Origin of the sequence: Klebsiella planticola ATCC 33531, from assembly GCF_000735435.1 — a bacterium.
Taxonomy (GTDB): domain Bacteria; phylum Pseudomonadota; class Gammaproteobacteria; order Enterobacterales; family Enterobacteriaceae; genus Klebsiella; species Klebsiella planticola.
In genome coordinates, this window is the sequence record NZ_JMPP01000024.1 from 63,831 (window position 1) to 89,333 (window position 25,503).

A 25,503-nucleotide genomic window follows, 5' to 3' on the forward strand; every position below is an offset into this window, starting at 1 on the left:
TGGCGTTGAATGTTTTTTCAGCGCCATTTTTATTTCTGTAGGGCACGGAAATCCCTACGCAAACGTTTTCTTTTTCTGTTAGAATGCGCCCCGAACCGGACGACAGGGCGTAAATCGTGGGATGTTTATGGTCTGGATTGATTACGTCATTATAGCGGTGATTGGTTTTTCCTGTCTGGTAAGCCTGATCCGCGGCTTTGTTCGTGAAGCGTTATCGCTGGTAACCTGGGGATGTGCTTTCTTTGTCGCCAGTCATTACTACACTTACCTGGCTGTCTGGTTCACGGGCTTTGAAGACGAAATGGTCCGCAATGGGATTGCTATCGCGATACTGTTTATCGCAACGCTTATCGTTGGCGCCATCGTTAACTATGTGATTGGCGCACTGGTTGAGAAAACGGGCCTGTCGGGTACCGACAGGGTGTTAGGGATCTGTTTTGGCGCCCTGCGTGGCGTGCTGATTGTCTCTGCGATTCTGTTCTTTCTCGATAGCTTTACCGGTATGGCGAAAAGCGAAGACTGGCAAAAGTCAGAGCTTATCCCGCAGTTCAGTTTCGTTATCAGATGGTTTTTTGACTATCTGCAAAGCTCGTCAAGTTTCTTGCCCAAAGCATAAGCGTTGGGATGTGGCTGAACGAGGAAAAGACGTATGTGCGGTATTGTCGGTATCGCCGGTGTTATGCCGGTAAACCAGTCGATTTATGACGCGTTAACGGTGCTTCAGCATCGTGGCCAGGATGCCGCAGGCATCATCACTATTGATGCAAATAACTGTTTCCGTTTGCGTAAGGCGAACGGACTGGTGAGCGACGTTTTTGAAGCTCGCCACATGCAGCGTATGCAGGGCAATATGGGGATTGGCCATGTTCGCTATCCTACGGCGGGCAGCTCAAGTGCCTCCGAAGCACAGCCTTTCTATGTCAACTCACCGTATGGTATTACGTTGGCGCATAACGGCAATCTGACCAACGCGCACGAGCTGCGCAAGAAGCTGTTTGAAGAAAAACGCCGCCATATCAACACCACCTCCGATTCTGAAATCCTGCTCAACATCTTCGCCAGCGAGCTGGATAATTTCCGTCATTACCCACTGGAAGCGGATAACATTTTTGCCGCGATTGCCGCCACCAACCGTCAGATCCGCGGCGCCTACGCCTGCGTGGCGATGATTATCGGTCACGGTATGGTCGCGTTCCGCGATCCGAACGGCATCCGCCCTCTGGTGTTGGGGAAACGTGATGTTGGCGATGGTCGTACCGAGTATATGGTGGCCTCCGAAAGCGTGGCGCTGGATACCCTGGGCTTCGAATTCCTGCGCGATGTGGCGCCGGGTGAAGCAGTCTATATTACCGAGAAGGGCCAGCTGTTTACCCGTCAGTGCGCCGAGAATCCGGTCAGCAACCCGTGCCTCTTTGAGTACGTCTATTTTGCTCGCCCGGACTCGTTTATCGACAAAATTTCCGTCTACAGCGCGCGCGTCAATATGGGCACCAAACTGGGTGAGAAGATTGCGCGCGAGTGGGAAGATCTGGACATCGACGTGGTCATTCCGATTCCGGAAACCTCCTGCGATATTGCGCTGGAAATCGCCCGAATCCTCGATAAACCCTATCGCCAGGGCTTCGTGAAAAACCGCTACGTTGGCCGCACCTTTATCATGCCAGGTCAGCAGCTGCGCCGGAAATCCGTACGCCGTAAGCTCAATGCTAACCGCGCAGAATTCCGGGATAAAAACGTCCTGCTGGTGGATGACTCCATCGTGCGTGGCACCACCTCGGAGCAGATTATCGAGATGGCGCGCGAAGCCGGCGCGAAAAAAGTCTATCTGGCTTCCGCGGCGCCAGAGATTCGTTTCCCGAACGTTTACGGCATTGATATGCCTACGGCTACCGAGCTTATCGCCCACGGTCGCGAAGTGGACGAAATCCGCCAGATCATTGGCGCTGATGGTCTTATCTTCCAGGATCTGAACGATCTGATTGATGCCGTACGTGTGGAAAATCCGGATATTCAACAGTTTGAATGTTCGGTATTTAACGGCGTATACGTCACTAAGGATGTGGACCAGCAGTACCTCGATTATCTCGATTCCTTACGTAATGACGATGCGAAAGCGGTGCAGCGTCTGAACGAAGTGGAAAATTTAGAGATGCATAACGAAGGCTAATTGACCCTGGCGTTGTGAAAAGCCCGCCGTCATACGACCGCGGGCTTTTGTGTTCTTACCGCGTGGCCGCAAGGCTTGCGTCCGCTGCTATAATCCGGCAAAGTCTGCCCCATTATGTGGAAGAGGGCATCATCGTGAAACGACTTATTATTGGTATCTCTGGCGCCAGCGGCGCCATTTACGGTGTGCGACTGCTTCAGATTTTACGCGATGTGCCTGATGTCGAAACGCATCTGATCATGAGCCAGGCAGCGCGGCAGACGCTGGCGCTGGAGACCGAGTACTCTCTGCGGGAAGTGCAGGCGCTGGCGGATGTGGTCCATGATGCGCGCGATATCGCCGCCAGTATCTCGTCGGGGTCGTTCAAGACGGCCGGAATGGTGATCCTGCCTTGCTCGGTGAAAACGCTTTCTGGCATTGTTCACAGCTATACCGATGGTCTGCTGACCCGCGCGGCGGACGTGGTCCTCAAAGAGCGTCGTCCGCTGGTACTGTGCGTGCGGGAAACGCCGTTCCATCTCGGGCATCTGCGCCTGCTGGTGCAGGCGGCAGAGATGGGAGCGGTGATTATGCCGCCGGTTCCGGCCTTCTACCATCGCCCGCAAACCCTCGATGATGTGATTAATCAGACCGTCAACCGGGTTATCGATCAGTTCGATATTACCCTCCCGCAGGATCTGTTTACCCGTTGGCAGGGACCTTCGGACGCACTAAAGTAGTGCGTGCCGTGAACTTTTGCGCCTCCGCAGTGCAATTTTGTCGCCTCGATCAAATCCTCAACATTTAATTTGTTTTTTTGCGTTCGGCCACTGCGGTTTGTCCGTCAATGCTGTTATCTTCCCTCTTAAGACAATCCTGCAACTTTATATTAACAAATTTAACGCTGTTTCCAGCACGCACTGAGAAGATGGCATAAAACCTGCAGGATGAGTCGGCTACACATAACGAAACAACGCACCATATAACAACATCACGACACTTAAGGGTATTGTATGAAGAAGACGATCCTGGCCCTCTCTTTAATCATGGGAATCAGCAGCGCTTCCAGCGTTTTTGCCGCGCTTCCGCAAAGCATTCGTATCGGTACCGATGCCACCTACGCGCCTTTCTCCTCGAAAGATGCGAAAGGGGATTTCGTGGGTTTTGATATCGATTTGGGCAATGAGCTGTGTTCGCGTATCAAAGTAAAATGTACCTGGGTGGGGAGCGACTTTGATTCATTGATTCCCTCGCTGAAGGCGAAGAAAATTGACGCCATTATCTCTTCCTTATCGATTACTGAAAAACGGCAGCAGGAGATTGCCTTCTCTGACAAACTGTATGCCGCTGACTCCCGTCTGATTGCGCCAAAAGGCTCATCAATCCAGCCGACGCTGGAATCCCTGAAGGGCAAACACGTCGGGGTACTACAGGGTTCCACTCAGGAAGCGTACGGCAATGAGCGCTGGCGTAGCCAGGGCGTGGATGTCGTTGCCTACCAGAACCAGGATCTGATCTATTCCGACCTTGCTGCCGGCCGACTTGACGCTGCGCTGCAGGATGAAGTCGCCGCCAGCGAAGGCTTCCTCAAACAACCCGCCGGTAAAGATTTCGCCTTTGCCGGTCCCTCTGTCAAAGATAAAAAATTCTTCGGTGATGGTACCGGTATTGGCCTGCGTAAAACCGATGGCGAGCTGAAAGCCGCTTTCGACAGTGCGTTGGCTGAAATGCGTAAAGACGGGACCTACGACAAAATGGCGAAGAAATACTTCAACTTCAACGTCTACGGTGACTAAACACGCCGCGGGCCCGGGAAACCGGGCCTGAGGGATTTCGCATGTCCACGATTGCACTAAATTGGTGCAAATTTACCTGCGGTGTTCCGATTTGGTGCATAAAAGGTGGTTTTGTCGGGCGCTTAGTGCATAGTTAAGCGTTTATGGTGCGAAATAATTGGCTTCCGGGCGCAGAATGCTTTGCCTTACCGGGGCGAATAATGGCACGATAACTGGCGTAAGTACTTCTAATAAACTCGTTAGAATGACAGTCTGTTGAGGATAGTTATGAAAAAACTGGCGTTGTCTCTTTCTTTAGCGCTGGCCCTTTCCAGCGTTAGCACGGTATTCGCAGCCATTCCGCAAAAACTACGTATCGGTACCGATCCAACTTATGCCCCGTTCGAATCGAAAAATGCGCAGGGTCAGTTGATTGGTTTTGACATCGATTTGGCAAAAGAGCTGTGTAAGCGTATCAATACGCAATGTACCTTCGTTGAAAACCCGCTGGATGCGCTGATCCCTTCTTTAAAAGCGAAGAAAATCGATGCGATTATGTCTTCGTTGTCCATTACCGAAAAACGTCAGCAGGAAATTGCTTTCACCGACAAACTTTACGCTGCGGATTCCCGTCTGGTCGTGAAAAAAGGCAGTGATATCACGCCGGATCTCGCCAGACTGAAAGGCAAGCGGATCGGTGTGCTTCAGGGGACCACCCAGGAGACCTACGGTAATGAGCACTGGGCACCGAAAGGCATTGAAATTGTCTCCTACCAGGGCCAGGACAATATCTATTCCGACCTGACCGCCGGGCGTATCGACGCGGCGTTCCAGGATGAAGTCGCCGCGAGCGAAGGCTTCCTCAAACAGCCTGTTGGCAAAGATTACCAGTTTGGCGGTCCGTCGATTAAGGATGAAAAACTGTTTGGCGTCGGTACCGGCATGGGCCTGCGTAAAGAGGACAACGAGCTGCGTGAGGCGTTAAATAAAGCCTTCGCGGATATGCGCAAAGATGGCACCTACGACAAGCTGGCAAAAAAATATTTCGATTTTAACGTGTACGGTGACTAAGCATCATACGTACCCCATCGCGCGCATGTTGGCGCGCGATGGTCGATGACAGACAGGGCAGACAGCATGCTGTACGGGTTTTCACAGGTTATTTTACAGGGCGCTCTGGTCACGCTGGAGCTGGCTCTTAGTTCGGTTGTGCTGGCGGTCCTCATTGGTCTGGCGGGTGCCGGAGCTAAGCTATCGAGCAATCGACCGCTGGCGCTGGTATTTGAAGGCTACACCACGTTAATTCGCGGCGTGCCCGATCTGGTGCTGATGCTACTGATTTTCTACGGTCTGCAGATTGCGCTGAATACGCTCACCGACGCACTGGGACTATCGCAGTTTGATATTGACCCGATGATCGCGGGGATTATTACGCTGGGCTTTATCTACGGCGCCTATTTTACTGAAACCTTCCGCGGCGCTTTTATGGCGGTTCCGAAAGGTCACATCGAAGCGGCGACGGCCTTTGGCTTCAGCAACGGCCAGACCTTCCGGCGGATCCTCTTTCCGGCAATGATGCGCTATGCATTACCGGGAATTGGCAACAACTGGCAGGTTATCCTCAAGGCAACGGCGCTGGTCTCTCTGCTGGGGCTGGAGGATGTGGTCAAAGCCACCCAGCTGGCAGGGAAAAGCACCTGGCAGCCGTTCTACTTTGCGATTGTCTGCGGCCTGGTTTATCTCGTGTTTACAACCGTTTCCAATGGTGTACTGCTGCTGCTTGAACGCCGTTACTCCGTGGGCGTGAAGAGGGCTGACCTGTGATTGAGATTATTCAGGAGTACTGGAAATCGCTGCTGTGGACCGACGGCTACCGTTTTACCGGGGTGGCCATCACGCTGTGGTTGTTAATTTCCTCGGTGGTGATGGGCGGCATTCTGGCGGTGTTTCTTGCTATCGGGCGCGTCTCAAGCAACAAATACATTCAGTTTCCGATCTGGCTGTTTACCTATGTGTTCCGCGGTACGCCGCTGTATGTGCAGCTGCTGGTGTTTTACTCCGGGATGTATACGCTGGAAATCGTCAAAGGCACCGAGTTGCTGAACGCCTTTTTCCGCAGCGGCCTCAACTGTACGGTGCTGGCCTTAACGCTCAATACCTGCGCCTATACCACGGAGATTTTTGCCGGGGCGATCCGTTCTGTTCCTCCCGGGGAAATTGAAGCGGCGCGGGCCTATGGTTTTTCATCGGTCAAAATGTATCGCTGCATTATTTTGCCGTCTGCGCTGCGTATCGCGCTGCCAGCGTACAGCAACGAAGTGATTCTGATGCTGCACTCCACCGCGCTGGCTTTTACTGCCACCGTGCCGGATCTGCTGAAAATCGCCAGGGATATTAACTCGGCGACCTATCAGCCGTTTACCGCCTTCGGGATTGCCGCGGTGCTCTATTTAATTATTTCGTATGTGCTGATTAGCCTGTTCCGCAAGGCGGAAAAGCGTTGGTTGCAGCATATAAAACCTTCTTCGACGCATTGAGACCGCCATGTCCGACAATAAATTAAATGTTATCGATCTCCATAAACGTTACGGCGAGCATGAGGTGCTGAAAGGCGTCTCGTTACGGGCGCAAGCCGGGGACGTTATCAGCATTATCGGTTCATCGGGTTCCGGTAAAAGTACCTTTTTGCGCTGCATTAACTTCCTGGAAAAGCCCAGCGAAGGCACGATAGTGGTTAACGGGCAGAATATTGGTCTGGTCCGCGACAAAGACGGTCAGCTGAAGGTCGCAGATAAAAACCAGCTGCGTCTGCTGCGTACGCGCCTGACGATGGTGTTCCAGCATTTCAACCTGTGGAGCCATATGACGGTGCTGGAAAACGTCATGGAAGCGCCGATTCAGGTTCTCGGGCTGAGTAAGCAGCAAGCGCGCGAGCGGGCGGTGAAATATCTGGCGAAAGTGGGCATTGATGAGCGCCAGCAGATCAAATACCCGGTGCATCTCTCCGGCGGTCAGCAGCAGCGCGTCTCCATTGCGCGTGCGCTGGCGATGGAGCCCGATGTGCTGCTGTTTGACGAACCGACTTCCGCGCTTGACCCTGAACTGGTAGGGGAAGTGCTGCGTATCATGCAGAAGCTGGCGGAGGAGGGGAAAACCATGGTGGTAGTGACCCATGAAATGGGCTTTGCGCGCCATGTCTCGTCGCACGTCATTTTCCTGCACCAGGGTAAGATTGAAGAAGAAGGCCATCCGGATGAGCTGTTCGGCAATCCGAAAAGCCCCCGCCTGCAGCAGTTCCTGAAAGGCTCCTTGAAGTAAGCCTGCGGTCTCTCCCGGCGAAACAGCTCGCCGGGAGCAGATTACCGCTCCAGCCGATATACCCAGTCATCGTAATCGACGCCGTTCAGGTGATAGGCTTTTTCCAGCACCTGAATCCGCACAAAACCGTGCTTTTCCAGCAGACGCGCCGACCCGATATTGTCACCCAGTACCCAGGCGTTAATGGCATTGACGCCGAGTTGGCTAAAGCCGTAATCGCATATCGCCCGCAGCGCTTCACTGGCATATCCCTGACCCTGAGCTTCCGGGATGAGGGCATATCCGACATCGGCTTCATGCGGGTTTTTACTGCTGATGCGCAGGCCGATATCACCGATGGCCTCACCCTTTCTATCGCGCAGCACAAACACGCCGGGATCCGTGCAGCGCGCAGCAAACAGGGGGCGCAGCGCGGGTTCATCGAGCATTTCGCCCATAAAGCGCATCACTTCGCGATCGCGACGCAGGCGGAGGAAAAACGGCCAGTCGGCTTCCGTAAACGGAGAAAGCAGCAGTCGGGGGGTTGTTAAGGTCATCATTTGCAGGTTGTTCGGTGGATCGTTAGCTCACCTTAACACCAGAAAGTACCGGATAATATGATCTTATACCGCTCGTGGCGGTGGATTGCCTGACAGCAGGTGAAGTCGGGCAAGGCGCGTCGAGCCCGTAAAACTAGCCCAGTACGGTTTCGCCAGGCGGTGAGGCGCGCAGCTGCAGAGCCAGATTCAGGTTATCGATCGCTAATAGAATCGCCGGTTCAGGCAGACGTAGGCATAATCTTCACCGCGATAATGAAGGCGGGTACCACTGGCGATGGACCATCGGGGACCCTCCCGGCAGAGCGGTAACTCTCCCGGGAGGAAAATGGGCTGCGTTTACCCGACAATATTTCTTAGCGCTTCTTCCAGATCGTACCAGCGGAAGCCAAAACCGGCATCCTCCAGGCGCCGGGGCAACGCCCGCTGCCCGCCGAGTACCAGTACCGACGACTCTCCCATCAGCAGGCGAATCGCCGTTGCCGGTACGCGGAAAATTGCCGGACGATTCAGCACATGCCCGAGAGAATGAGCAAACTGTTCATTGCGGACCGGATAAGGGGAAACCATATTGAAAGGCCCGCTGAGATCGTTATCCAGCAGCCACAGAATACCGTTGACCATATCATCGATATGAATCCAGGCCAGATACTGCCTGCCGTTACCAATAGGGCCGCCGAGACCAAGCCTGAAAAGCGGCATCATTTTGGCCAGAATCCCGCCGGTCGACGCCAGCACCACGCCGGTGCGCAGCAGGCAGACGCGGGTGCGGTCGCTTTGCGCCTCGCAGGCCAGCTGCTCCCAGCGGACGCAGAGTTTATGGGTGAACTCATTGTGCGGCGGCTCATCTTCGGTCACCACCACTTCCCCGAGATCGCCGTAAAAGCCTACGGCAGAACCGCTGATCAGCACTGAGGGTGGCGTATCGCTGGCGTTGAACAGATTCACCAGCTTTTGAGTGATATCCCAGCGGCTGTGACACAGGCGCTGCTTTTGCTCTGTCGTCCAGCGTTTGTCGGCGATAGGTTCGCCCGCCAGATTGATGACGGCATCAATATCATTGAGGTGATGATGGCCTTCGAAACCGCGCCACAAGGTGACGCGGGCATCCAGCCGGGTTTGCGCTTTTTCCGGGCTGCGCGTTGATACCGTTACGTGATGCCCAAGCTCCAGCAGCCGGGGGATCAGATGCCGGCCAATCAGGCCGGTACCGCCAGTAAGCAGAATCCTCATAGCGCCTCCCTAAGAAGCTTAGCGTCGCCAGCTCATGGTCATTGAGACGGAGTCAGCGTAGCGCAGTGCATAAAGTTTATCGATCTCAACTTCAGCATAAGTGACCCAGTGATGTTCGCATGCGATGTCGAGCACATCCTGAGTTAATTTTTCCAGCAGCGAGAAGCGGTTATTCTCAATATGGCTGATGATACGCTTGGTAATCGTGCGGTAATTCAGCGCATCGTTGATATCTTCACTGTTGCGGGACCGCTCCGCCGGGTAGTGAATCGCCACATTGATCACCACATCCTGGCGGTTAGCGATTTCTTCTTCTTTGATTCCAATAAAAGTACGTAAGCGTAGGTTCTTTATACGAATAATGGCGTCTGGCTGAGACATTGCAGGCTTCCTCCGTGTTGTCATTTCCGCAATCATACATGAAAGCAAGCCATGCGAGCAGGGGGGTTATTGGTGTTGTATTTTTATCAGCGCCTGCCCGGTGGCCGGACGCTGACGAATGCGTTCAAACCAGTTATGAATCGCCGGAAAATGCGCGAGATCAATACGCTGGCGAGGGTGGGCGCGAATCCACGGCCAGCAGGCAATATCGGCAATACTGTAATGTTCGCCGCCGAGCCATGGGCTGACCTCCAGACGACGGTTCAGTACGTTGTACAACCGCTGGGTCTCGACCTGATAACGCTCTATGGCATAGGGCACCGCCTGCGGCGCGCTGTGGTTGAAATGGTGGTTCTGCCCCAGCATAGGGCCTAATCCGCTAACCTGCCAGAACAGCCACTGGAGCGTGGTATGGCGCTCACGCAGCTCACCGCTGAGCAGTTTTCCTGATTTTTCTGCCAGATAGAGCAGGATTTCCCCGGACTCAAACAGGCCGAGCGGCGCTCCACCGTCAACGGGGAGGTGGTCGACGATGGCGGGAATTTTATTATTCGGCGAGAGAGCGAGAAACTGCGGGCGAAACTGTTCCCCTTTATTGATATCGACCCGAATCAGGCGGTAGGCCAGCTGCGCCTCTTCGAGAAAGAGAATAATTTTCTGGCCGTTAGGGGTGGGTGCGTAGTAAAGGTCGATCATGGTGACTCCCGCCGTGGTAGGTCGCACGTGTTCGAGTATAGGCGACCTGCCGTCATCCGGGAGGCGGGGGGCTAAATTTTGCCCGCAGGGTCGGGATGGTCGCGCAACTCGTGCACCAGGCTGATAAAAGCCTTCAGCCCGGGCGGAACGTGGCGGCGGCCGGGATAATAGAGGCGTAGACCGGCAAACGACGGGCACCACTCATCCATCACGCTGACGAGCTTGCCGCAGGCCAGATCTTCCTTGATAAACCAGTCCGAGATATAGGCCAGTCCAAGGCCAGCGAGTACCGCACAATGGATGGCGCCCATTTCGCTGAGGGTAATACGCGGCGGGACGTTCACCGTCAGCTTGTGTTGCTGGCGCTCCAGCTCCCAGTGATAGAGTCCGCCGTGTGACATACGCATCCCGATGCTCTGATGATGCAGCAGATCTTCCGGGCTGTGCGGAATGCCGCGGCGGGCAAAATATTCTGGCGCACCGACGATACGCATCCGCACATCGGGCGTCAGCGTGACGGCAATCATATCCTGCGGCAGCGACTCCACCAGGCGGATGCCGGCGTCGTAACCTTCGGCGACAATATCGATCAGCCGCGATTCGGTGGTGATGTCGAGACGCATGTCCGGGTAGCGCTTGAGGAAGGTATCGAACAGTCCGAACAGCAGGGCAACGCTCTCGCGTGGCGCATTGATGCGTAGCGTGCCGGTCGGCATTTCCGGTTGAGTGGCAATCTCTTCCGATGCGCGCTGAATTTCTGCCAGCGCAGGCGCCACGCGCTCGACGTAGCGTCGCCCGGCCTCCGTCAGCGCGACGCTGCGGGTGGTGCGGTTAAACAGACGTACGTTGAGCCGCGCCTCCAGTCCGGCGACGGCGTTGCTGATGGCGGTGGCCGACATGCCCAGCTCCCGGGCAGCCGCTCGGAAGCTCTGGCGGTGGGCAACGGCAAGGAGGACTTCCAGTTCAGTAAGACCGCTACGGTGCATGATTATCCCGATTTTCGTGACAGGCTGTGTTGATTATACCCTCTTATCGGGGCAATACGTCGACTCTATACTTCCCTTCATCAAACCAATGAGGAAGACGAAGATGCTGCACATCGATAAAATTTATATCAACGGTGAATTTGTCACCCCGCACGGCAGCGAAACCTTTGCGCTGTTCAACCCGGCGACGGAAGAGATGATTGGCCAGGCGCGGCTGGCGGACGAAGAGGATGCCCGGCGAGCGATTGCCGCCGCAAAAGCGGCCTTTCCTTGCTGGTCACGGACGACGAAACAGCAGCGTCTGGATGTCCTTGAGCGGATGTACCAGGCCGTCCGGGCGAGAGAGGCGGATTTACTCGAGGCGATTGTCACCGAATATGGCGCCCCGGCTTCGCGCTCGCAATGGATGGCGACATGGCCGGCGCAAACCATTAAGCAGGCGATGGAGACGCTGGCGAGCTTCGAATTTGTTGAACCGGCGGGGCGTGCGCAGGTGGTGATGACGCCGGTCGGCGTGGCGGGGTTGATTACGCCGTGGAACAGCGATGCCGGTTTTATCTGTAGCAAGCTGGCGACGGCGATGGCGGCAGGCTGTACGGCGGTGATTAAACCCAGCGAGATGAGCGCCTGGCAGACGCAGATCGTCACCGAAGCGCTGCACGCGGCGCAGATCCCCGCCGGGGTCGTTAACATCGTGACCGGACGGGGCGAAGTGGTGGGGGATATTATTAACCATCACCCCGATATTGCTAAAATTTCTTTCACCGGTTCTACCGCCGTAGGGAAACATATTATCGAAAGCGGGGCGCAAACCCTGAAACGCGTCACGCTGGAGCTCGGTGGCAAATCGCCAACTCTGATTCTTGATGATGCCGATGTGCAGCAGGCGGTGCCCCTGGCGCTGGCGGCCGGGTTTATGAATAGCGGGCAGGCCTGCATCGCCGGGACGCGAATTCTGGTGCCCGCCGGGCGTCTGGCGGAGTTTGAACAGGCCATCGTGCAGGGAATGGCGGAGTATATCTCCGGCGACCCGCGCGACGCGCGAACGACGATTGGTCCGATGGTCAGTCGGAAGCAGTGGCAACGGGTGCAGGATTATATTCGCCTGGGGCAGCAGGAGGGGGCAAGATTGCTCATCGGCGGTGAAGGGCGACCGCAGGGCATGGAAAAAGGCTGGTGTGTGAAACCGACCGTATTCAGCGATGTCCACAACCAGATGCGCATTGCGCGAGAAGAGATCTTTGGCCCGGTGCTGGTACTGATTCCCTATCAGGATCAGGCGCAAGCCATCGCAATTGCCAATGATACGACCTATGGCCTGAGCGCCCTGGTATTAAGCGGCGATCGGCAGCGTGGTCAGGAGGTTGCGCTGGCGATAGAGTCCGGGCGCGTACTGGTCAATACCCTTGAACATGAACCGCAGGCGCCGTTCGGTGGCTTCAAGCAATCCGGTCTGGGGCGTGAAATGGGCAAATGGGGGATGCAGGCTTATCTGGAGCCGAAAACGATGATCATCGGCTAGCCGTCAGGGGATGCAAAATCCTCATGGTGCGGTAAGTGACATCCCTTAAAAGACAGGATATGTTGACTTATCGCCCCATAATTTATTGAGGATGCCATGAGCCAGCCCGCCATTACCCTGTGGTCCGATTCGAGCTTTTTCTCGCCGTACGTAATGTCTGTCTACGTTGCCCTGCAGGAAAAAAGCCTGCCATTTACTCTCAAAACCATCGATCTCGATAGCGGTGAAAATCAGCAGCCTGGCTGGAAAGGTTACACCGTGACCCGCCGCGTGCCGTTGTTAGAGGTGGAGGCGTTCGCGCTTAGCGAATCGTCCGCGATTAGCGAGTATCTGGATGAACGTTTCGCCCCGCCGGAGTGGGAGCGGCTCTATCCCCACGATCTGCAAAAGCGGGCCCGGGCGCGGCAGGTGCAAGCCTGGCTACGCAGCGATCTGCTGCCCATCCGCGAGGAGCGCTCTACCGACGTGGTGTTCGGTGGGCAAAAGAAACCGGAGCTTAGCGCTGCGGGCCGCAAAAGCGCGGAAAAATTATTCGAAACCGCTGCTGAACTGCTGGCCCACGGCGGCAATAATCTGTTCGGTGAGTGGTCGATTGCCGATACCGATCTCGCCCTGATGATCAACCGGCTGGTGCTTAACGGCGATGCGGTCCCGGAGCCGCTGGCGGACTATGCGACATTCCAGTGGCAGCGGGCGTCGGTTCAACGTTTTGTCGCACTGTCAGCTAAACGCGCGGGCTGATTCGCGGCAGCGGTTCCGCTATCATAGGCGCATCGAAATGCGTGGAGACGGAAGAAATGAAGCTGATGTTTGCATCGGATATTCATGGTTCCCTGCCCGCTACTGAACGCGTTCTGGAACGGTTCGCGCAAAGTGGGGCGCAGTGGCTGATTATTCTCGGTGATGTGCTCAATCATGGGCCGCGTAATGCGTTACCCGAAGGCTATGCGCCGGCGGACGTCGCTGTGAAGCTCAACGGCGTCGCGCAACGCGTGATCGCCGTTCGCGGCAACTGCGACAGCGAAGTCGATCAAATGCTGCTGGATTTCCCTGTCACTGCGCCCTGGCAGCAGGTGCTGAGCGAACGCACTCGCCTGTTTCTGACCCACGGGCATCTGTACAGCCCCGAAAATATGCCTCCTCTCGCCGCTGGCGATGTCCTGGTTTATGGTCATACTCATATTCCGGTAGCCGAGAAGAGCGGCACTATTTTTCTCTTCAATCCCGGCTCGGTCAGTATTCCCAAAGGGGGATTTTCCGCCAGCTATGGCCTCATGGAAGGGGACCGACTACAGGTTTTAGCACTTGATGATCATCAGGTTATTGCAGAGGTTGCAATTAACCCGTAATTTACCCCCCAACCGTAAAGACGCGCCGCGAGAGCGCTTTCAAAAGTAAGGTTTCCTGATGGCGGAACAGAACGATTTGGCAAGCACAGAATGGGTAGACATTGTTAATGAAAACAATGAGGTGATAGCGCAGTCCAGCCGCGAGCAAATGCGCGCGCAGTGCCTGCGTCATCGGGCAACCTATATTGTTGTTCACGATGGGATGGGCAAAATCCTGGTGCAACGTCGTACCGAGACTAAAGATTTCCAGCCGGGCATGCTGGACGCTACCGCCGGTGGCGTGGTGCAGGCCGATGAGCAGCTGCTGGATTCGGCTCGCCGGGAAGCGGAAGAAGAGCTGGGGATTGCCGGCGTGCCGTTCGCCGATCATGGCCAGTTCTATTACGAAGATAAGCATTGTCGCGTCTGGGGGAGCCTGTTTAGCTGCGTGTCGCACGGCCCCTTTGCCTTGCAGGAAGAGGAAGTAAGCGAAGTGTGCTGGCTGACGCCGGAAGAGATCACCGCTCGCTGCGATGAATTCACCCCGGATTCGTTGAAAGCGCTGGCGCTGTGGATGACCCGCAACGCCAATAATGACCAGGTAAAAGCGGAAAAACCGGAAAAACCAGAAAAACCAGAAGCAGCCGAATAGCCTTTAGCAGCTATCCCGCAGACATAAACTGGAGACGATCGCCTTCCGGTCGCTCCAGTCCCCATCGTTAAGCCGTTCCAGCAGCGCCCGCCCGGCCTCAATGCCAATCTTATGGTGCGGTACCGTCATGGTTGTTAACGGCGGCTGGCACACCCGGCTCACATCGCTGTTGCCAAACCCGACAACGGCCAGATCGTCAGGCACTTTGATGCGTCGCCGCTGGCATTCATACAGCACCCCGCAGGCTAGCTCATCTGAAACGCAGACCAGGGCATCCAGTTCCGGCCACGCCAGTAAAAATTCCGGCAGCTGGGAGGCACCGGTGGAGAAATTCGGTGGCAGGGCGGCGTTAATCACCCTGTTGGGCGACAGATGATGGCGCAGCAGCGCCTTATACCACCCCTGCAGGTGCTGCTGAAAAATCCACTGCTCCTGGTTAGCGCACAGCAGGCCGATATTCTGATAGCCGCGCTTAATGACCATTTCCGTCAGTTCATACATGGCGGCCACATTATCGATACCGATATTCATATCAATCGGGTCGGCGCGCATCGCCCCCATTTCCATGACCGGAATAGAGGCGTTTTTTAACCAGTGGCGCACGGTATCGCTGTGCTCGACGCTCAGCAGAATCGCCGCGGCAATATTGGAAGCTAACAGGGTTTCCAGCAGCTTTTCTTCCTGTTCCAGGCGGTGCTGTGATTCTGCAAGCATGATCTGGTATCCCGCGGGCTGTAATACCTGCTGCAGACCGGCAAACATGGCCGAACATCCCGCCTCGGCAAGATTAGGTACCACCATCGCGATGGTCCACGATGAAGCGGACGCGAGTGCGCTGGCGGCAAGATTGGGCATATATCCCAGTTCCTGCACCGCGGCTTCGATTTTTTCGCGCAGTTTATCGGAAACCTGTTCAGGGGTGCGCAATGCGCGTGAAACGGTCATGGTTCCCACGCCGGCAAGCTGGGCAACGTCGGCGAGAGTCACTTTACCGGTACTACGCCGTTTTCGGGTTAGAGACATACGAATTCCTGCAGAGCAGATGCTTTTACCATCATCCTTTATTTCACCTTTCACGGAGTATACGCCTTAAATCCTTTTTTTTGCTGTGTTTTCCTCGGTAAAACGCGAATTGATAGCGCTATCACAATTTTGAATGTTAGCTGATGGTAGCGCTATCTTTGTGACCGTAATCGCAGTTAACTGCTGTCAGCTTGAATAGAGTTTGCTCATCGCGGGCTTACTGATGGGGGACAACATGCTGGAAAAATGGATCTCTGATGCAACTATTACGCAGCAGAAAAGCGTAGCGGACTGGCGGCAGGCCCTGGAACTTTGCGCCAGACCGCTGCTGGCTGCGGGGGTTATCGGCCCTGAATATATCACCGCCATTGTCGACCAGCATCAAAAGCTGGGGCCGTATTATGTTCTGGCGCCCGGTCTGGCGATGCCGCATGCCCGTCCGGAGGAGGGGGCCAAAGGGTTAGGGCTGTCTCTGCTCAAGCTGGAAGAGGGCGTCGCATTTGGCGCTGAAGAGTTTGACCCGGTGGATGTTATCGTGATGCTCGCCGCTCCCGATAAGCATAGTCATATTGAGATGATTTCCGCCCTCGCAGAATTATTTTCCAGCGAGGAGGAAATGGGGAAATTACATCAGGCGACAACCCTGGAGGATATTAAAAAAATAATCGCACGTTTCTGATTTAATTTTATAACCTGATTTCACCGCACATTACGCGCGAGCGTAATGCGGACGCCCTCTACTTAAAAAAGGTGATAATGATGAAAATCATGGCAATTTGTGGCTCCGGCCTCGGCAGCAGTTTTATGGTCGAAATGAATATTAAGAAAGTGTTGAAAAAACTCGCTATCGAGGCCGAAGTTGAACATTCCGATCTGTCATCGGCGACCCCCGGTGCTGCGGATCTGTTCGTGATGGCGAAAGATATCGCCGCCAGCGCCAGCGTACCGGAAAGCCAGCTGGTGGTGATTAAAAACATCATCGATATTAATGAACTCGAAGCGCAGCTGCGCGCATGGTTCGATAAACAATAACCTTATTTTAAGCGAGGCGGATATGTTTATCCTTGAGACGCTGAATTTTGTTGTTGATATTCTCAAAGTCCCATCGGTACTGGTGGGATTAATTGCCCTGATTGGTCTCGTGGCGCAGAAAAAATCTTTTTCCGACGTCGTGAAAGGGACGGTTAAAACCATTCTCGGGTTTATTGTGTTAGGCGGCGGGGCAACGGTGCTGGTGGGGTCGTTAAATCCGTTGGGCGGCATGTTTGAACATGCATTTAATATCCAGGGGATTATTCCAAATAATGAAGCCATCGTCTCCATTGCGCTGGAGAAATATGGCGCATCGACGGCGCTAATCATGGCTTTTGGCATGGTAGCCAATATTATTGTCGCCCGTTTTACGCGCCTGAAATATATCTTCCTGACCGGGCATCACACCTTCTATATGGCCTGCATGATCGGCGTGATCCTCACCGTGGCCGGCTTTGATGGCATCGGGCTGGTGTTCACCGGCTCGCTGATTTTAGGCCTGGTGATGGCCTTCTTCCCGGCACTGGCGCAGCGCTATATGAAGCGGATTACCGGTACCGACGATATTGCGTTTGGCCACTTCGGCACCCTGGGATATGTCCTCGCCGGCTGGATTGGCAGCCTGTGCGGCAAAGGCTCGCGTTCTACCGAAGAGATGAACCTGCCGAAGAATTTAAGCTTCCTGCGCGACAGCTCAATCTCTATCTCCCTGACCATGATGATTATCTATCTGATAATGGCGGTGAGCGCCGGGCGAGAGTATGTCGAAAGCACCTTCAGCGGCGGTCAGAACTACCTGGTGTACGCCATTATTATGGCCATCACCTTTGCAGCCGGCGTGTTCATCATTCTGCAGGGCGTGCGTCTTATTCTGGCGGAGATCGTTCCGGCGTTTACCGGCTTCTCGGAAAAACTGGTGCCGAATGCCCGTCCGGCGCTGGATTGCCCGGTCGTCTATCCCTATGCGCCTAACGCGGTACTGATTGGCTTCCTGTTCAGCTTCCTCGGGGGACTGGTGGGGTTGTTCCTGCTCGGACAAATGAAGCTGGTGTTGATCCTCCCCGGCGTGGTGCCGCACTTCTTTACCGGCGCGACCTCTGGGGTGTTTGGCAATGCTACCGGCGGGCGCCGCGGGGCGATGATTGGCGCGTTCGCCAATGGCCTGCTGATTACTTTCCTGCCGGTGCTGCTGTTGCCGGTATTAGGCGCTATCGGTTTTGCCAACACCACCTTCTCCGATGCTGACTTTGGCGCTATCGGCATCGTGCTGGGCAATCTCGCGCGCTATTTATCGCCATTTGCCATTACCGGGCTCGTCGTGGCGCTGTTCGCGCTGCTGGTGGCGTACAACGTACTGGCTAAAAACAAATCTGCGCGTGGTAACACGCAGGAAAACACCGGAGCGAAACCATGAATGTGAATGAAGTGACTCAGCTGGCGCGCGATATCCGCGTTGCCACGCTTAAAACGTTGACGCAGCTCGGCTTTGGCCACTACGGCGGCAGCATGTCTGTGGTGGAGACGCTCGCCGTACTGTATGGCGCGGTGATGAACATTGACCCGGCGGATCCCGACTGGCCGGAACGTGATTACTTTGTGCTGTCGAAAGGCCACGCCGGCCCGGCGCTGTACAGCACCTTAGCTATCAAGGGCTACTTTCCGATCGAGGAGCTCAGCACCTTGAATCATAACGGCACCCGCTTGCCCAGCCATCCCGATCGGCTGAAGACCCGCGGCGTGGATGCCACCACCGGTTCGCTGGGACAGGGGATTTCCATTGCCGGCGGAATGGCGTTATCGCATAAGCTGGCGGGGCGCGCTAACCGGGTGTTCTGCATCGTCGGCGATGGCGAACTCAATGAAGGCCAGTGCTGGGAGGCGTTCCAGTTTATTGCCCATCACCGTTTAACTAACCTGACGATATTTGTCGACTGGAATAAACAGCAGCTTGACGGCGAACTGGACGAGATTATCTGTGCCTTTGATCTGGAGGGTAAGTTCCGCGCCTTTGGTTTTGATGTGGTCACGGTAAAAGGGGACGACATACCGCGGCTGCTTGAAACGGTCTCTCCGCGACCGGCGGCAGATGCCCGTCCGCGAGTGGTGATCCTCGACAGTATTAAAGGGCAGGGCGTGCCGTATCTGGAGCAGCTCAGCAACTCCCATCACCTGCGCCTGACCGATGAAATGACAGAAGCGCTCAACGAGACGATTCGCCAACTGGAGGCCGAGCATGATTAAGGTTGCACCCGCAGGACAAAAAGATGCCGTAGAAATGCGTAAAATCTACGCCGGTTTCGTCTCACAGCAGGTGGAAAAGGGGACGTCGATTATTGCCCTTGAAGCGGACCTGATGAGTTCTATGGCGATGGACAGCGTTGCGCGGAAATACCCGCAGCATGTCATCAACTGCGGCATCATGGAGGCCAATGTGATTGGCACTGCCGCGGGCCTGTCGCTGACCGGACGCAAGCCGTTTGTGCATACCTTTACCGCCTTCGCCAGCCGTCGTTGTTTCGATCAGCTGTTTATGTCCCTGGATTATCAGCGCAATAACGTCAAGGTCATCGCCTCGGATGCCGGGGTGACCGCTTGCCATAACGGCGGTACCCATATGTCGTTTGAAGATATGGGCATTGTCCGCGGATTAGCGCATTCGGTGGTGCTGGAAGTCACCGATGCGACGATGTTTGAGGATATTCTGCGTCAGCTGATCGATCTCGAGGGGTTCTACTGGGTACGAACCATCCGTAAGCAGGCGCCGAGCGTCTATGCGCCGGGTTCGACCTTCACCATCGGCAAGGGAAATGTGCTGCGCGAAGGCGATGATATTACGCTGATTGCGAACGGTATCATGGTGTCCGAGGCGCTGGAGGCGGCACGTCAGCTTGAGCAGGAGGGGGTCAGCGCGGCGGTTATCGATATGTTTACCCTGAAGCCCATTGACCGCATGCTGGTAAAAAATTACGCCGAGAAAACCGGACGCATCGTGACCTGTGAAAACCACAGTATCCACAACGGACTGGGATCGGCGGTGGCGGAAGTGCTGGTAGAGACCTGCCCGGTACCGATGCGCCGGGTTGGCGTGAAGGAGCGCTATGGCCAGGTGGGGACTCAGGACTACCTGCAGAAGGAGTACGGCCTGACGGCGCACGACATTGTGTCTGCGGCCCGCGAGCTGCTGTAATAAAAAAGGCGACCAGATGGTCGCCTTTTTACTTTCCGTCGGCGTTAAACGCCAGGCGGATAATCCAGCAGATTACTGCTGCTGGGAAGACTGAATCGCGGTCAGAGCGATGGTGTAGACGATATCGTCTACCAGCGCGCCACGAGACAGGTCGTTGACCGGCTTACGCATACCCTGCAGCATTGGCCCGATGGAGATCAGGTCGGCAGAACGCTGTACGGCTTTGTAAGTGGTGTTACCGGTGTTCAGATCCGGGAAGATGAACACGGTCGCACGGCCGGCAACCGGCGAGTTCGGTGCTTTGGACTTCGCCACGTCAGCCATCACCGCAGCATCGTACTGCAGCGGGCCGTCGATCATCAGGTCAGGACGTTTTTCCTGGGCCAGACGGGTCGCTTCACGCACTTTTTCCACATCGCTACCGGCACCGGAAGTCCCGGTGGAGTAGGAGAGCATCGCCACGCGCGGCTCAATGCCGAACGCAATCGCGGAGTCCGCGGACTGAATCGCGATTTCGGCCAGCTGTTCTGCGGTCGGATCCGGGTTGATCGCGCAGTCGCCGTAAACGTAAACCTGTTCAGGCAGCAGCATGAAGAACACGGAAGAGACCAGGGAGCTGCCCGGCGCCGTTTTGATCAGCTGCAGCGGCGGACGGATGGTGTTGGCGGTGGTGTGTACCGCGCCGGACACCAGGCCGTCGACTTCGTCTTGTTCCAGCATCAGGGTGCCGAGAACCACGTTGTCTTCCAGCTGCTCGCGGGCGACCGCTTCGGTCATGCCTTTGCTCTTACGCAGTTCGACCAGGCGAGCCACGTAGCTTTCGCGAACCACTTCCGGATCGACGATTTCGATGCCTGCGCCCAGTTCTACGCCCTGAGCGGCGGCTACGCGGTTGATCTCATCCGGGTTACCCAGCAGCACGCAGGTCGCGATACCGCGCTCTGCACAGATAGCGGCGGCTTTAACGGTACGCGGCTCATCGCCTTCCGGCAGAACCACACGTTTGCCCGCTTTGCGCGCCAGCTCGGTCAGCTGGTAACGGAAGGCCGGAGGAGACAGGCGACGGCTACGCTCGGAGGTAGCGGTCAGAGACTCGATCCAGTCGGCGTTGATATAGCTGGCCACGTATTCCTGAACTTTCTCGATACGCTCGTGATCGTCAACCGGAACTTCGAGGTTGAAGCTCTGCAGGCTTAGGGAGGTTTGCCAGGTGTTGGTGTTCACCATAAAGACCGGCAGGCCGGTCGCGAATGCACGTTCGCACAGCTTGCTGACGCGCGCGTCCATTTCGTAAGCACCGGTCAGCAGCAGCGCGCCGATTTCAACGCCGTTCATGGCGGCGAGGCAGGCGGCGACCAGTACGTCAGGACGGTCTGCGGAAGTCACCAGCAGAGAACCCGCGCGGAAATGTTCCAGCATGTGCGGGATGCTGCGTGCGCAGAAGGTGACAGACTTCACGCGGCGGGTGTTGATGTCGCCTTCGTTGACGATGGTGGCATTCAGGTGGCGGGCCATATCGATCGCCCGCGTTGCGATCAGATCGAAGCTCCACGGCACCGCGCCCAGAACCGGCAGAGCGCTGCCAGTCTGCAGCTGAGCCGGATCGATCTTCACGACTTTCGCTTTGGAAGAGTCATCGAAGATTTCCGACAGATCGGGACGGGTACGACCCTGTTCGTCAACCGGTGCGTTCAGCTTGTTGACGATAACACCGGTAATGTTGGTGTTTTTCGCGCCGCCGAAGCTATTGCGGGTCAGCTCGATACGTTCGTTCAGCTGTTCCTGAGTGTCGGTACCCTGAGACATCACGAAGACGATTTCCGCATTCAGCGTTTTGGCGATTTCGAAGTTCAGAGACTGAGCAAACTGGTGTTTACGGGTCGGGACCAGACCTTCTACCAGCACCACTTCTGCATCCTGAGTCGCGGCGTGATAGTTGGCGATGATCTCTTCCATCAGCACGTCTTTCTGGTTGCCGGACAGCAGCGACTCGACGTGGCTCATCTTCAGCGGCTCAGCGGCCGGAAGGCTTGAATTAGCGCGAACGATGGTGGTCGTCTGATCTGGTGCATCGCCGCCAGCACGCGGTTGGGCGATAGGTTTAAAGACGCTCAGACGAACGCCTTTGCGTTCCATTGCGCGGATAACACCGAGGCTGACGCTGGTCAGGCCAACGCTGGTTCCGGTCGGGATCAGCATGATTATACGGGACACGATATATCCTCTTTCGTTACCGCCGGTATCAGGCGGGATACAAAACTGCACCACCAGCTTCCCGTTATATTTCAAGCAGCATGTGCGTTGGCTTTCCCGGTTTACCCCAGTCACGTACTACTTGTACGCTCCTGGGGATTTTCGGCATCGCCGCCTTCCTGCAACTCGAGTGGTTCAGGGCTATCGCTGGCGGTGTGGAATCAGGCAGTCAGACGATTGGCGTCTTGCGCGATAACCAGCTCTTCGTTGGTCGGGATAACCAGAGCCGGGCGGGTGCCTTCTTTGTTGATGAAGCCAGACTTGCCGAAACGGGCAGCCAGGTTACGCTCGTGATCAACTTCGAAGCCCAGAACGCCCAGTTTGCCCAGAGACAGTTCACGAACCATCGCTGCGTTTTCACCGATACCACCGGTGAAGATAACGGCATCCAGACGACCGTCCATCAGCGCAGTGTAGGAACCGATGTACTTGGCCAGACGATGGCAGTAAACGTCCATTGCACGTTTAGCATCGGCTTTATCGGTGTAGTTGTCTTCAACATAACGGCAGTCGCTGGTGACTTCGGTCAAACCCAGCAGGCCAGACTCTTTGGTCAGCATTTTGTTGATAGCATCAACGCTCATGCCCAGGGAGTCGTGCAGGTGGAAGATGATAGCCGGGTCGATGTCGCCAGAGCGGGTACCCATGACCAGACCTTCCAGCGGGGTCAGACCCATAGAGGTGTCAACGCATTTACCGTTGCGGATAGCGGAAACAGAACCACCGTTGCCCAGATGGCAGGTGATGATGTTCAGCTCTTCAACCGGCTTGTTCAGGACCTTAGCCGCTTCCTGAGTTACGTAGAAGTGGCTGGTGCCGTGTGCGCCATAGCGACGTACGCCATGCTCTTTGTACAGGCTGTACGGCAGGGCATACAGATAGGATTCTTCCGGCATTGTCTGATGGAACGCGGTGTCGAACACGGCAACGTTCTTCTCTTTCAGATGCGGGAATGATTTCAGCGCTTCAGCAATACCGATCAGGTGAGCCGGGTTGTGCAGCGGAGCGAAAGAGGCGGAATCTTTGATGCCCTGGATAACAGAATCATCAATGACCACGGAACTGGTGTATTTTTCACCACCGTGAACAATACGGTGGCCGATTGCGGTCAGCTGAGCAGACAGTTCTGGTTTTTGTGCCAGAATAGTGTTAACGATAAAGTTAAGCGCTTCACTGTGAGCGGCGCCAGCGCCTAAATCTGCTTCGTGTTTGCTGCCGTCCATTTTCCACTTAATACGTGCTTCAGGAAGATGGAAACATTCGGCCAAACCAGACAGATATTCGTCACCGTTTACGGCATCAAGGATAGCAAATTTCAGTGAGGAGCTACCGCAGTTCAGAACCAGTACTAACTTACTCGACATGGAAGTACCTTTTATGATACGTGGCTAAAAAAACGTCAGTGTGTCACAAAGCGTAGCGCAGGATGACAACGACATTTATGATTAACATCATGCCTTGTTCTGTTTTCGGGCACGATGGGAGAAGTACATTTGATTTTATGCCATTTTGGATAATTTTCAGCCAATGGCAGAATGTGCGATAATTTGACTAACCTGGTCAAAGGGTCTATCGCCCTTTCAGGCGGGCACAGGATACCTGATTGCCGCAGCCATTGCCAAAATGTTTTGAACGTTGTCATGCACAGTTGGTGTTTTGCACGAATTTTTTAAGTTTTATATGTAAAGTTGAGGTAAAGCCATGTCGACCCCCGATAATCGTCCCGTCAGCTTCTTTAGCTTGTTCCGCCGCGGGCAGCACTACGCAAAGACCTGGCCTTTGGACAAACGCCTCGCCCCGGTATTTATTGAAAACCGCATTATTCGCGCCACCCGTTACGCTATCCGCATCATGCCGCCGATCGCGGTCTTTACGCTGTGCTGGCAAATCGCGCTGGGTGGGCAGCTTGGTCCGGCGGTGGCGACTGCGCTATTTGCCTTAAGTTTGCCGATGCAGGGATTATGGTGGCTGGGTAAACGTTCGGTGACGCCGCTGCCGCCGTCGGTACTGAACTGGTTTTATGAAGTGCGTGGCAAATTGCAGGAGGCAGGACAGGCGCTGGCGCCTGTCGACGGTAAGCCGGATTATCAGGCATTAGCTGACACGCTTAAGCGCGCCTTCAAACAACTGGATAAAACTTTCCTTGATGATTTGTAATTCACTAAGAAAAACGCATATAAAAGAAGGCGCATGATTAATGCGCCTTCTTTTTTCACGCCGTAAAGTGCTACAGGAGTCAAAAAATGGAAATGACCAATGCGCAGCGTCTGATTTTATCTAATCAGTACAAGATGATGACGATGCTCGACCCGGACAACGCTGAACGTTACCGCCGTCTACAGACCATCATTGAGCGTGGATACGGATTGCAAATGCGCGAACTGGATCGCGAGTTTGGCCAGCTAACGGAAGAAACCTGCCGTACCATCATTGATATTATGGAAATGTATCATGCGCTGCATGTCTCCTGGACGAATCTGAAGGACGCAAGTGAAATCGACGAACGCCGGGTCACTTTCCTCGGATTTGATGTCGCAACCGAAGCGCGCTTCCTCGGCTACGTTCGCTTTATCGTCAACGTTGAGGGGCGCTACAGCCACTTTGACGCCGGCACCCATGGCTTTAACTCACAGACGCCGATGTGGGATAAATACCAGCGGATGCTCAACGCCTGGCACGCTTGCCCGCGTCAGTACCATTTAAGCAGCAACGAAATTAATCAAATTATTAATGCCTGATGGAGGTTTCCGTGCAGTGTAAAGGTTTCCTGTTTGATCTTGACGGGACGTTAGTCGATTCATTACCCGTAGTGGAGCGCTCGTGGTGCAAATGGGCGGATCGTTTCGACATCCCGCACGATGAGGTGCTGAACTTCATTCATGGCAAGCAGGCGATAACCTCTTTACGCCATTTTTTAGCGGGGCGCAGTGAAGAGGAAATTCAGGCGGAGTTCACCTGTCTTGAAGCGGTGGAAGCGGCGGATACCGATGGCATCACGGCGCTGCCGGGGGCGGTGGCGCTGCTGACCACTCTGGATGAGGCGGGGATCCCGTGGGCCATCGTCACCTCTGGTTCGGTGCCCGTTGCTCACGCCCGCTATCGCGCCGCGGGGCTGCCTGAGGCCAAAGTCTTCGTCACCGCGGAGCGCGTGAAGCATGGCAAACCGGCGCCGGATGCCTACCTGCTGGGAGCGGAACTGCTGGGACTGGCGCCGCAGGAGTGCGTCGTGGTGGAGGATGCGCCTGCCGGGCTACTTTCCGGTCTGGCCGCCGGGTGTCATACCATCGCCGTGAATATGCCGGCGGATGCGCCCCGTCTCAATGAAGCTGATTTTGTGCTGACCAGCCTTGAAAGCCTGGCGGTTGAGAAGCTGGCGGACGGTAGGGTGAATGTCGCTCTTAAAGCGTGATCTCATGATGTAGCCCCGCATGGCCG

28 protein-coding genes are annotated in these 25,503 nt (G+C 55.4%); 20 read left to right on the forward strand and 8 right to left on the reverse strand.

Annotation, left to right across the window (positions count from 1 at the left end; translation table 11 throughout):
• Nucleotides 1–127 precede the first annotated feature (127 nt).
• The 8 genes from cvpA to hisP all read left to right on the forward strand — a co-directional run bounded on the left by cvpA (nucleotide 128) and on the right by hisP (nucleotide 7,239).
• Nucleotides 128–616, forward strand: coding sequence for a colicin V production protein (cvpA, locus tag GRPL_RS14335; RefSeq protein ID WP_004865201.1), 489 nt, complete (start codon nucleotides 128–130; stop codon nucleotides 614–616).
• A gap of 33 nt (nucleotides 617–649) precedes the next feature.
• Nucleotides 650–2,167 (forward strand): amidophosphoribosyltransferase, encoded by a 1,518-nt coding sequence (gene purF, locus GRPL_RS14330; protein ID WP_032686639.1) that lies wholly within the window; start codon nucleotides 650–652, stop codon nucleotides 2,165–2,167.
• 134 nt (nucleotides 2,168–2,301) lie between these two features.
• Entirely contained in the window at nucleotides 2,302–2,886 is a 585-nt protein-coding gene (locus GRPL_RS14325) for a UbiX family flavin prenyltransferase (RefSeq protein WP_032699144.1), read from the forward strand.
• Between the two features lie 273 nt (nucleotides 2,887–3,159).
• Nucleotides 3,160–3,942 carry a lysine/arginine/ornithine ABC transporter substrate-binding protein ArgT gene (argT, locus tag GRPL_RS14320; RefSeq protein ID WP_004865192.1) on the forward strand — a complete coding sequence of 261 codons (783 nt, stop codon included), beginning with the start codon at nucleotides 3,160–3,162 and terminating at the stop codon, nucleotides 3,940–3,942.
• 267 nt (nucleotides 3,943–4,209) lie between these two features.
• Nucleotides 4,210–4,992, forward strand: a complete 783-nt coding sequence (hisJ, locus tag GRPL_RS14315; protein WP_004865189.1) for a histidine ABC transporter substrate-binding protein HisJ — start codon at nucleotides 4,210–4,212, stop codon at nucleotides 4,990–4,992.
• 66 nt (nucleotides 4,993–5,058) lie between these two features.
• Nucleotides 5,059–5,745 (forward strand): histidine ABC transporter permease HisQ, encoded by a 687-nt coding sequence (locus GRPL_RS14310; protein WP_004865186.1) that lies wholly within the window; start codon nucleotides 5,059–5,061, stop codon nucleotides 5,743–5,745.
• Nucleotides 5,742–6,458, forward strand: coding sequence for a histidine ABC transporter permease HisM (gene hisM, locus GRPL_RS14305; protein WP_004865184.1), 717 nt, complete (start codon nucleotides 5,742–5,744; stop codon nucleotides 6,456–6,458). Before GRPL_RS14310 ends, hisM begins: the two co-directional genes overlap by 4 nt.
• A 7-nt stretch (nucleotides 6,459–6,465) precedes the next feature.
• Nucleotides 6,466–7,239 (forward strand): histidine ABC transporter ATP-binding protein HisP, encoded by a 774-nt coding sequence (hisP, locus tag GRPL_RS14300; protein ID WP_004865181.1) that lies wholly within the window; start codon nucleotides 6,466–6,468, stop codon nucleotides 7,237–7,239.
• Nucleotides 7,240–7,280: 41 nt separating this feature from the next.
• Here hisP and GRPL_RS14295 read toward each other — a convergent pair whose 3' ends face one another.
• From GRPL_RS14295 to GRPL_RS14275, 5 genes are all read right to left on the reverse strand, one after another.
• On the reverse strand, nucleotides 7,281–7,778 hold the full coding sequence (locus GRPL_RS14295; protein ID WP_004865177.1) for a GNAT family N-acetyltransferase: 498 nt from the start codon (nucleotides 7,776–7,778) through the stop codon (nucleotides 7,281–7,283).
• A 336-nt stretch (nucleotides 7,779–8,114) separates the two neighbouring features.
• Nucleotides 8,115–9,008, reverse strand: coding sequence for a TIGR01777 family oxidoreductase (locus GRPL_RS14290; protein WP_032686641.1), 894 nt, complete (start codon nucleotides 9,006–9,008; stop codon nucleotides 8,115–8,117).
• A gap of 18 nt (nucleotides 9,009–9,026) precedes the next feature.
• Nucleotides 9,027–9,389: a dihydroneopterin triphosphate 2'-epimerase gene (folX, locus tag GRPL_RS14285; protein ID WP_004865171.1), complete on the reverse strand. Its 363-nt coding sequence runs from the start codon at nucleotides 9,387–9,389 to the stop codon at nucleotides 9,027–9,029.
• 66 nt (nucleotides 9,390–9,455) lie between these two features.
• Nucleotides 9,456–10,085, reverse strand: a complete 630-nt coding sequence (gene yfcG / locus GRPL_RS14280) for a GSH-dependent disulfide bond oxidoreductase (protein ID WP_015583782.1) — start codon at nucleotides 10,083–10,085, stop codon at nucleotides 9,456–9,458.
• Between the two features lie 71 nt (nucleotides 10,086–10,156).
• Nucleotides 10,157–11,071 (reverse strand): LysR family transcriptional regulator, encoded by a 915-nt coding sequence (locus GRPL_RS14275; RefSeq protein ID WP_032699074.1) that lies wholly within the window; start codon nucleotides 11,069–11,071, stop codon nucleotides 10,157–10,159.
• A 103-nt stretch (nucleotides 11,072–11,174) separates the two neighbouring features.
• On the opposite strand from GRPL_RS14275, the gene GRPL_RS14270 reads away from it, so the two are divergent.
• The 4 genes from GRPL_RS14270 (at nucleotide 11,175) to yfcD (ending at nucleotide 14,573) form a co-directional block, all read left to right on the forward strand.
• Complete coding sequence (locus GRPL_RS14270) at nucleotides 11,175–12,593, forward strand: aldehyde dehydrogenase family protein (protein ID WP_004865161.1); 1,419 nt, start codon at nucleotides 11,175–11,177, stop codon at nucleotides 12,591–12,593.
• 96 nt (nucleotides 12,594–12,689) lie between these two features.
• Nucleotides 12,690–13,334: a glutathione transferase gene (gene yfcF, locus GRPL_RS14265; RefSeq protein WP_032686644.1), complete on the forward strand. Its 645-nt coding sequence runs from the start codon at nucleotides 12,690–12,692 to the stop codon at nucleotides 13,332–13,334.
• A 56-nt stretch (nucleotides 13,335–13,390) separates the two neighbouring features.
• Nucleotides 13,391–13,942 carry a phosphodiesterase gene (gene yfcE, locus GRPL_RS14260; protein WP_032699075.1) on the forward strand — a complete coding sequence of 184 codons (552 nt, stop codon included), beginning with the start codon at nucleotides 13,391–13,393 and terminating at the stop codon, nucleotides 13,940–13,942.
• A 58-nt stretch (nucleotides 13,943–14,000) separates the two neighbouring features.
• The gene (yfcD, locus tag GRPL_RS14255) at nucleotides 14,001–14,573 is read left to right on the forward strand and encodes an NUDIX hydrolase YfcD (protein WP_004865153.1); all 573 of its coding nucleotides are present in this window, start codon (nucleotides 14,001–14,003) and stop codon (nucleotides 14,571–14,573) included.
• A gap of 3 nt (nucleotides 14,574–14,576) precedes the next feature.
• Here the strand turns inward: yfcD and GRPL_RS14250 are convergent, their stop codons facing one another.
• Entirely contained in the window at nucleotides 14,577–15,596 is a 1,020-nt protein-coding gene (locus GRPL_RS14250) for a LacI family DNA-binding transcriptional regulator (RefSeq protein ID WP_004865150.1), read from the reverse strand.
• A 235-nt stretch (nucleotides 15,597–15,831) separates the two neighbouring features.
• On the opposite strand from GRPL_RS14250, the gene GRPL_RS14245 reads away from it, so the two are divergent.
• The 5 genes from GRPL_RS14245 to GRPL_RS14225 all read left to right on the forward strand — a co-directional run bounded on the left by GRPL_RS14245 (nucleotide 15,832) and on the right by GRPL_RS14225 (nucleotide 19,815).
• Nucleotides 15,832–16,275: a PTS sugar transporter subunit IIA gene (locus tag GRPL_RS14245; protein WP_032686647.1), complete on the forward strand. Its 444-nt coding sequence runs from the start codon at nucleotides 15,832–15,834 to the stop codon at nucleotides 16,273–16,275.
• Nucleotides 16,276–16,355: 80 nt separating this feature from the next.
• Nucleotides 16,356–16,628, forward strand: a complete 273-nt coding sequence (locus GRPL_RS14240; RefSeq protein WP_004865143.1) for a PTS sugar transporter subunit IIB — start codon at nucleotides 16,356–16,358, stop codon at nucleotides 16,626–16,628.
• Between the two features lie 22 nt (nucleotides 16,629–16,650).
• Nucleotides 16,651–18,042 carry a PTS ascorbate transporter subunit IIC gene (locus GRPL_RS14235; RefSeq protein WP_032686648.1) on the forward strand — a complete coding sequence of 464 codons (1,392 nt, stop codon included), beginning with the start codon at nucleotides 16,651–16,653 and terminating at the stop codon, nucleotides 18,040–18,042.
• Nucleotides 18,039–18,869 carry a transketolase gene (locus GRPL_RS14230; protein ID WP_004865137.1) on the forward strand — a complete coding sequence of 277 codons (831 nt, stop codon included), beginning with the start codon at nucleotides 18,039–18,041 and terminating at the stop codon, nucleotides 18,867–18,869. The genes GRPL_RS14235 and GRPL_RS14230 overlap by 4 nt, the downstream gene beginning before the upstream one ends.
• Nucleotides 18,862–19,815, forward strand: coding sequence for a transketolase family protein (locus tag GRPL_RS14225; RefSeq protein WP_004865134.1), 954 nt, complete (start codon nucleotides 18,862–18,864; stop codon nucleotides 19,813–19,815). Before GRPL_RS14230 ends, GRPL_RS14225 begins: the two co-directional genes overlap by 8 nt.
• A 72-nt stretch (nucleotides 19,816–19,887) precedes the next feature.
• Here GRPL_RS14225 and pta read toward each other — a convergent pair whose 3' ends face one another.
• Entirely contained in the window at nucleotides 19,888–22,029 is a 2,142-nt protein-coding gene (gene pta / locus GRPL_RS14220) for a phosphate acetyltransferase (protein ID WP_032686765.1), read from the reverse strand.
• A 200-nt stretch (nucleotides 22,030–22,229) separates the two neighbouring features.
• Complete coding sequence (gene ackA / locus GRPL_RS14215; RefSeq protein ID WP_004865128.1) at nucleotides 22,230–23,432, reverse strand: acetate kinase; 1,203 nt, start codon at nucleotides 23,430–23,432, stop codon at nucleotides 22,230–22,232.
• A gap of 337 nt (nucleotides 23,433–23,769) precedes the next feature.
• Here ackA and yfbV point away from each other — a divergent pair, with 337 nt between their 5' ends.
• The 3 genes from yfbV (at nucleotide 23,770) to GRPL_RS14200 (ending at nucleotide 25,477) form a co-directional block, all read left to right on the forward strand.
• Nucleotides 23,770–24,225 (forward strand): terminus macrodomain insulation protein YfbV, encoded by a 456-nt coding sequence (gene yfbV / locus GRPL_RS14210; RefSeq protein ID WP_004865125.1) that lies wholly within the window; start codon nucleotides 23,770–23,772, stop codon nucleotides 24,223–24,225.
• 86 nt (nucleotides 24,226–24,311) lie between these two features.
• The gene (locus GRPL_RS14205; protein WP_004865120.1) at nucleotides 24,312–24,806 is read left to right on the forward strand and encodes a YfbU family protein; all 495 of its coding nucleotides are present in this window, start codon (nucleotides 24,312–24,314) and stop codon (nucleotides 24,804–24,806) included.
• Between the two features lie 11 nt (nucleotides 24,807–24,817).
• Nucleotides 24,818–25,477, forward strand: coding sequence for a sugar phosphatase (locus GRPL_RS14200; RefSeq protein WP_032699145.1), 660 nt, complete (start codon nucleotides 24,818–24,820; stop codon nucleotides 25,475–25,477).
• Nucleotides 25,478–25,503 lie beyond the last annotated feature (26 nt).

Excerpts from the sequence above, each read along its gene's own strand:
- cvpA (WP_004865201.1), top strand. The coding sequence starts at position 128 with ATGGTCTGGATTGATTACGTCATTATAGCGGTGATTGGTTTTTCCTGT.
- purF (WP_032686639.1), top strand. The coding sequence starts at position 650 with ATGTGCGGTATTGTCGGTATCGCCGGTGTTATGCCGGTAAACCAGTCG.
- argT (WP_004865192.1), top strand. The coding sequence starts at position 3,160 with ATGAAGAAGACGATCCTGGCCCTCTCTTTAATCATGGGAATCAGCAGC.
- hisJ (WP_004865189.1), top strand. The coding sequence starts at position 4,210 with ATGAAAAAACTGGCGTTGTCTCTTTCTTTAGCGCTGGCCCTTTCCAGC.
- GRPL_RS14310 (WP_004865186.1), top strand. The coding sequence starts at position 5,059 with ATGCTGTACGGGTTTTCACAGGTTATTTTACAGGGCGCTCTGGTCACG.
- hisP (WP_004865181.1), top strand. The coding sequence starts at position 6,466 with ATGTCCGACAATAAATTAAATGTTATCGATCTCCATAAACGTTACGGC.
- GRPL_RS14295 (WP_004865177.1), bottom strand. The coding sequence starts at position 7,778 with ATGATGACCTTAACAACCCCCCGACTGCTGCTTTCTCCGTTTACGGAA.
- GRPL_RS14290 (WP_032686641.1), bottom strand. The coding sequence starts at position 9,008 with ATGAGGATTCTGCTTACTGGCGGTACCGGCCTGATTGGCCGGCATCTG.
- folX (WP_004865171.1), bottom strand. The coding sequence starts at position 9,389 with ATGTCTCAGCCAGACGCCATTATTCGTATAAAGAACCTACGCTTACGT.
- yfcG (WP_015583782.1), bottom strand. The coding sequence starts at position 10,085 with ATGATCGACCTTTACTACGCACCCACCCCTAACGGCCAGAAAATTATT.
- GRPL_RS14275 (WP_032699074.1), bottom strand. The coding sequence starts at position 11,071 with ATGCACCGTAGCGGTCTTACTGAACTGGAAGTCCTCCTTGCCGTTGCC.
- GRPL_RS14270 (WP_004865161.1), top strand. The coding sequence starts at position 11,175 with ATGCTGCACATCGATAAAATTTATATCAACGGTGAATTTGTCACCCCG.
- yfcF (WP_032686644.1), top strand. The coding sequence starts at position 12,690 with ATGAGCCAGCCCGCCATTACCCTGTGGTCCGATTCGAGCTTTTTCTCG.
- yfcE (WP_032699075.1), top strand. The coding sequence starts at position 13,391 with ATGAAGCTGATGTTTGCATCGGATATTCATGGTTCCCTGCCCGCTACT.
- yfcD (WP_004865153.1), top strand. The coding sequence starts at position 14,001 with ATGGCGGAACAGAACGATTTGGCAAGCACAGAATGGGTAGACATTGTT.
- GRPL_RS14250 (WP_004865150.1), bottom strand. The coding sequence starts at position 15,596 with ATGTCTCTAACCCGAAAACGGCGTAGTACCGGTAAAGTGACTCTCGCC.
- GRPL_RS14245 (WP_032686647.1), top strand. The coding sequence starts at position 15,832 with ATGCTGGAAAAATGGATCTCTGATGCAACTATTACGCAGCAGAAAAGC.
- GRPL_RS14240 (WP_004865143.1), top strand. The coding sequence starts at position 16,356 with ATGAAAATCATGGCAATTTGTGGCTCCGGCCTCGGCAGCAGTTTTATG.
- GRPL_RS14235 (WP_032686648.1), top strand. The coding sequence starts at position 16,651 with ATGTTTATCCTTGAGACGCTGAATTTTGTTGTTGATATTCTCAAAGTC.
- GRPL_RS14230 (WP_004865137.1), top strand. The coding sequence starts at position 18,039 with ATGAATGTGAATGAAGTGACTCAGCTGGCGCGCGATATCCGCGTTGCC.
- GRPL_RS14225 (WP_004865134.1), top strand. The coding sequence starts at position 18,862 with ATGATTAAGGTTGCACCCGCAGGACAAAAAGATGCCGTAGAAATGCGT.
- ackA (WP_004865128.1), bottom strand. The coding sequence starts at position 23,432 with ATGTCGAGTAAGTTAGTACTGGTTCTGAACTGCGGTAGCTCCTCACTG.
- yfbV (WP_004865125.1), top strand. The coding sequence starts at position 23,770 with ATGTCGACCCCCGATAATCGTCCCGTCAGCTTCTTTAGCTTGTTCCGC.
- GRPL_RS14205 (WP_004865120.1), top strand. The coding sequence starts at position 24,312 with ATGGAAATGACCAATGCGCAGCGTCTGATTTTATCTAATCAGTACAAG.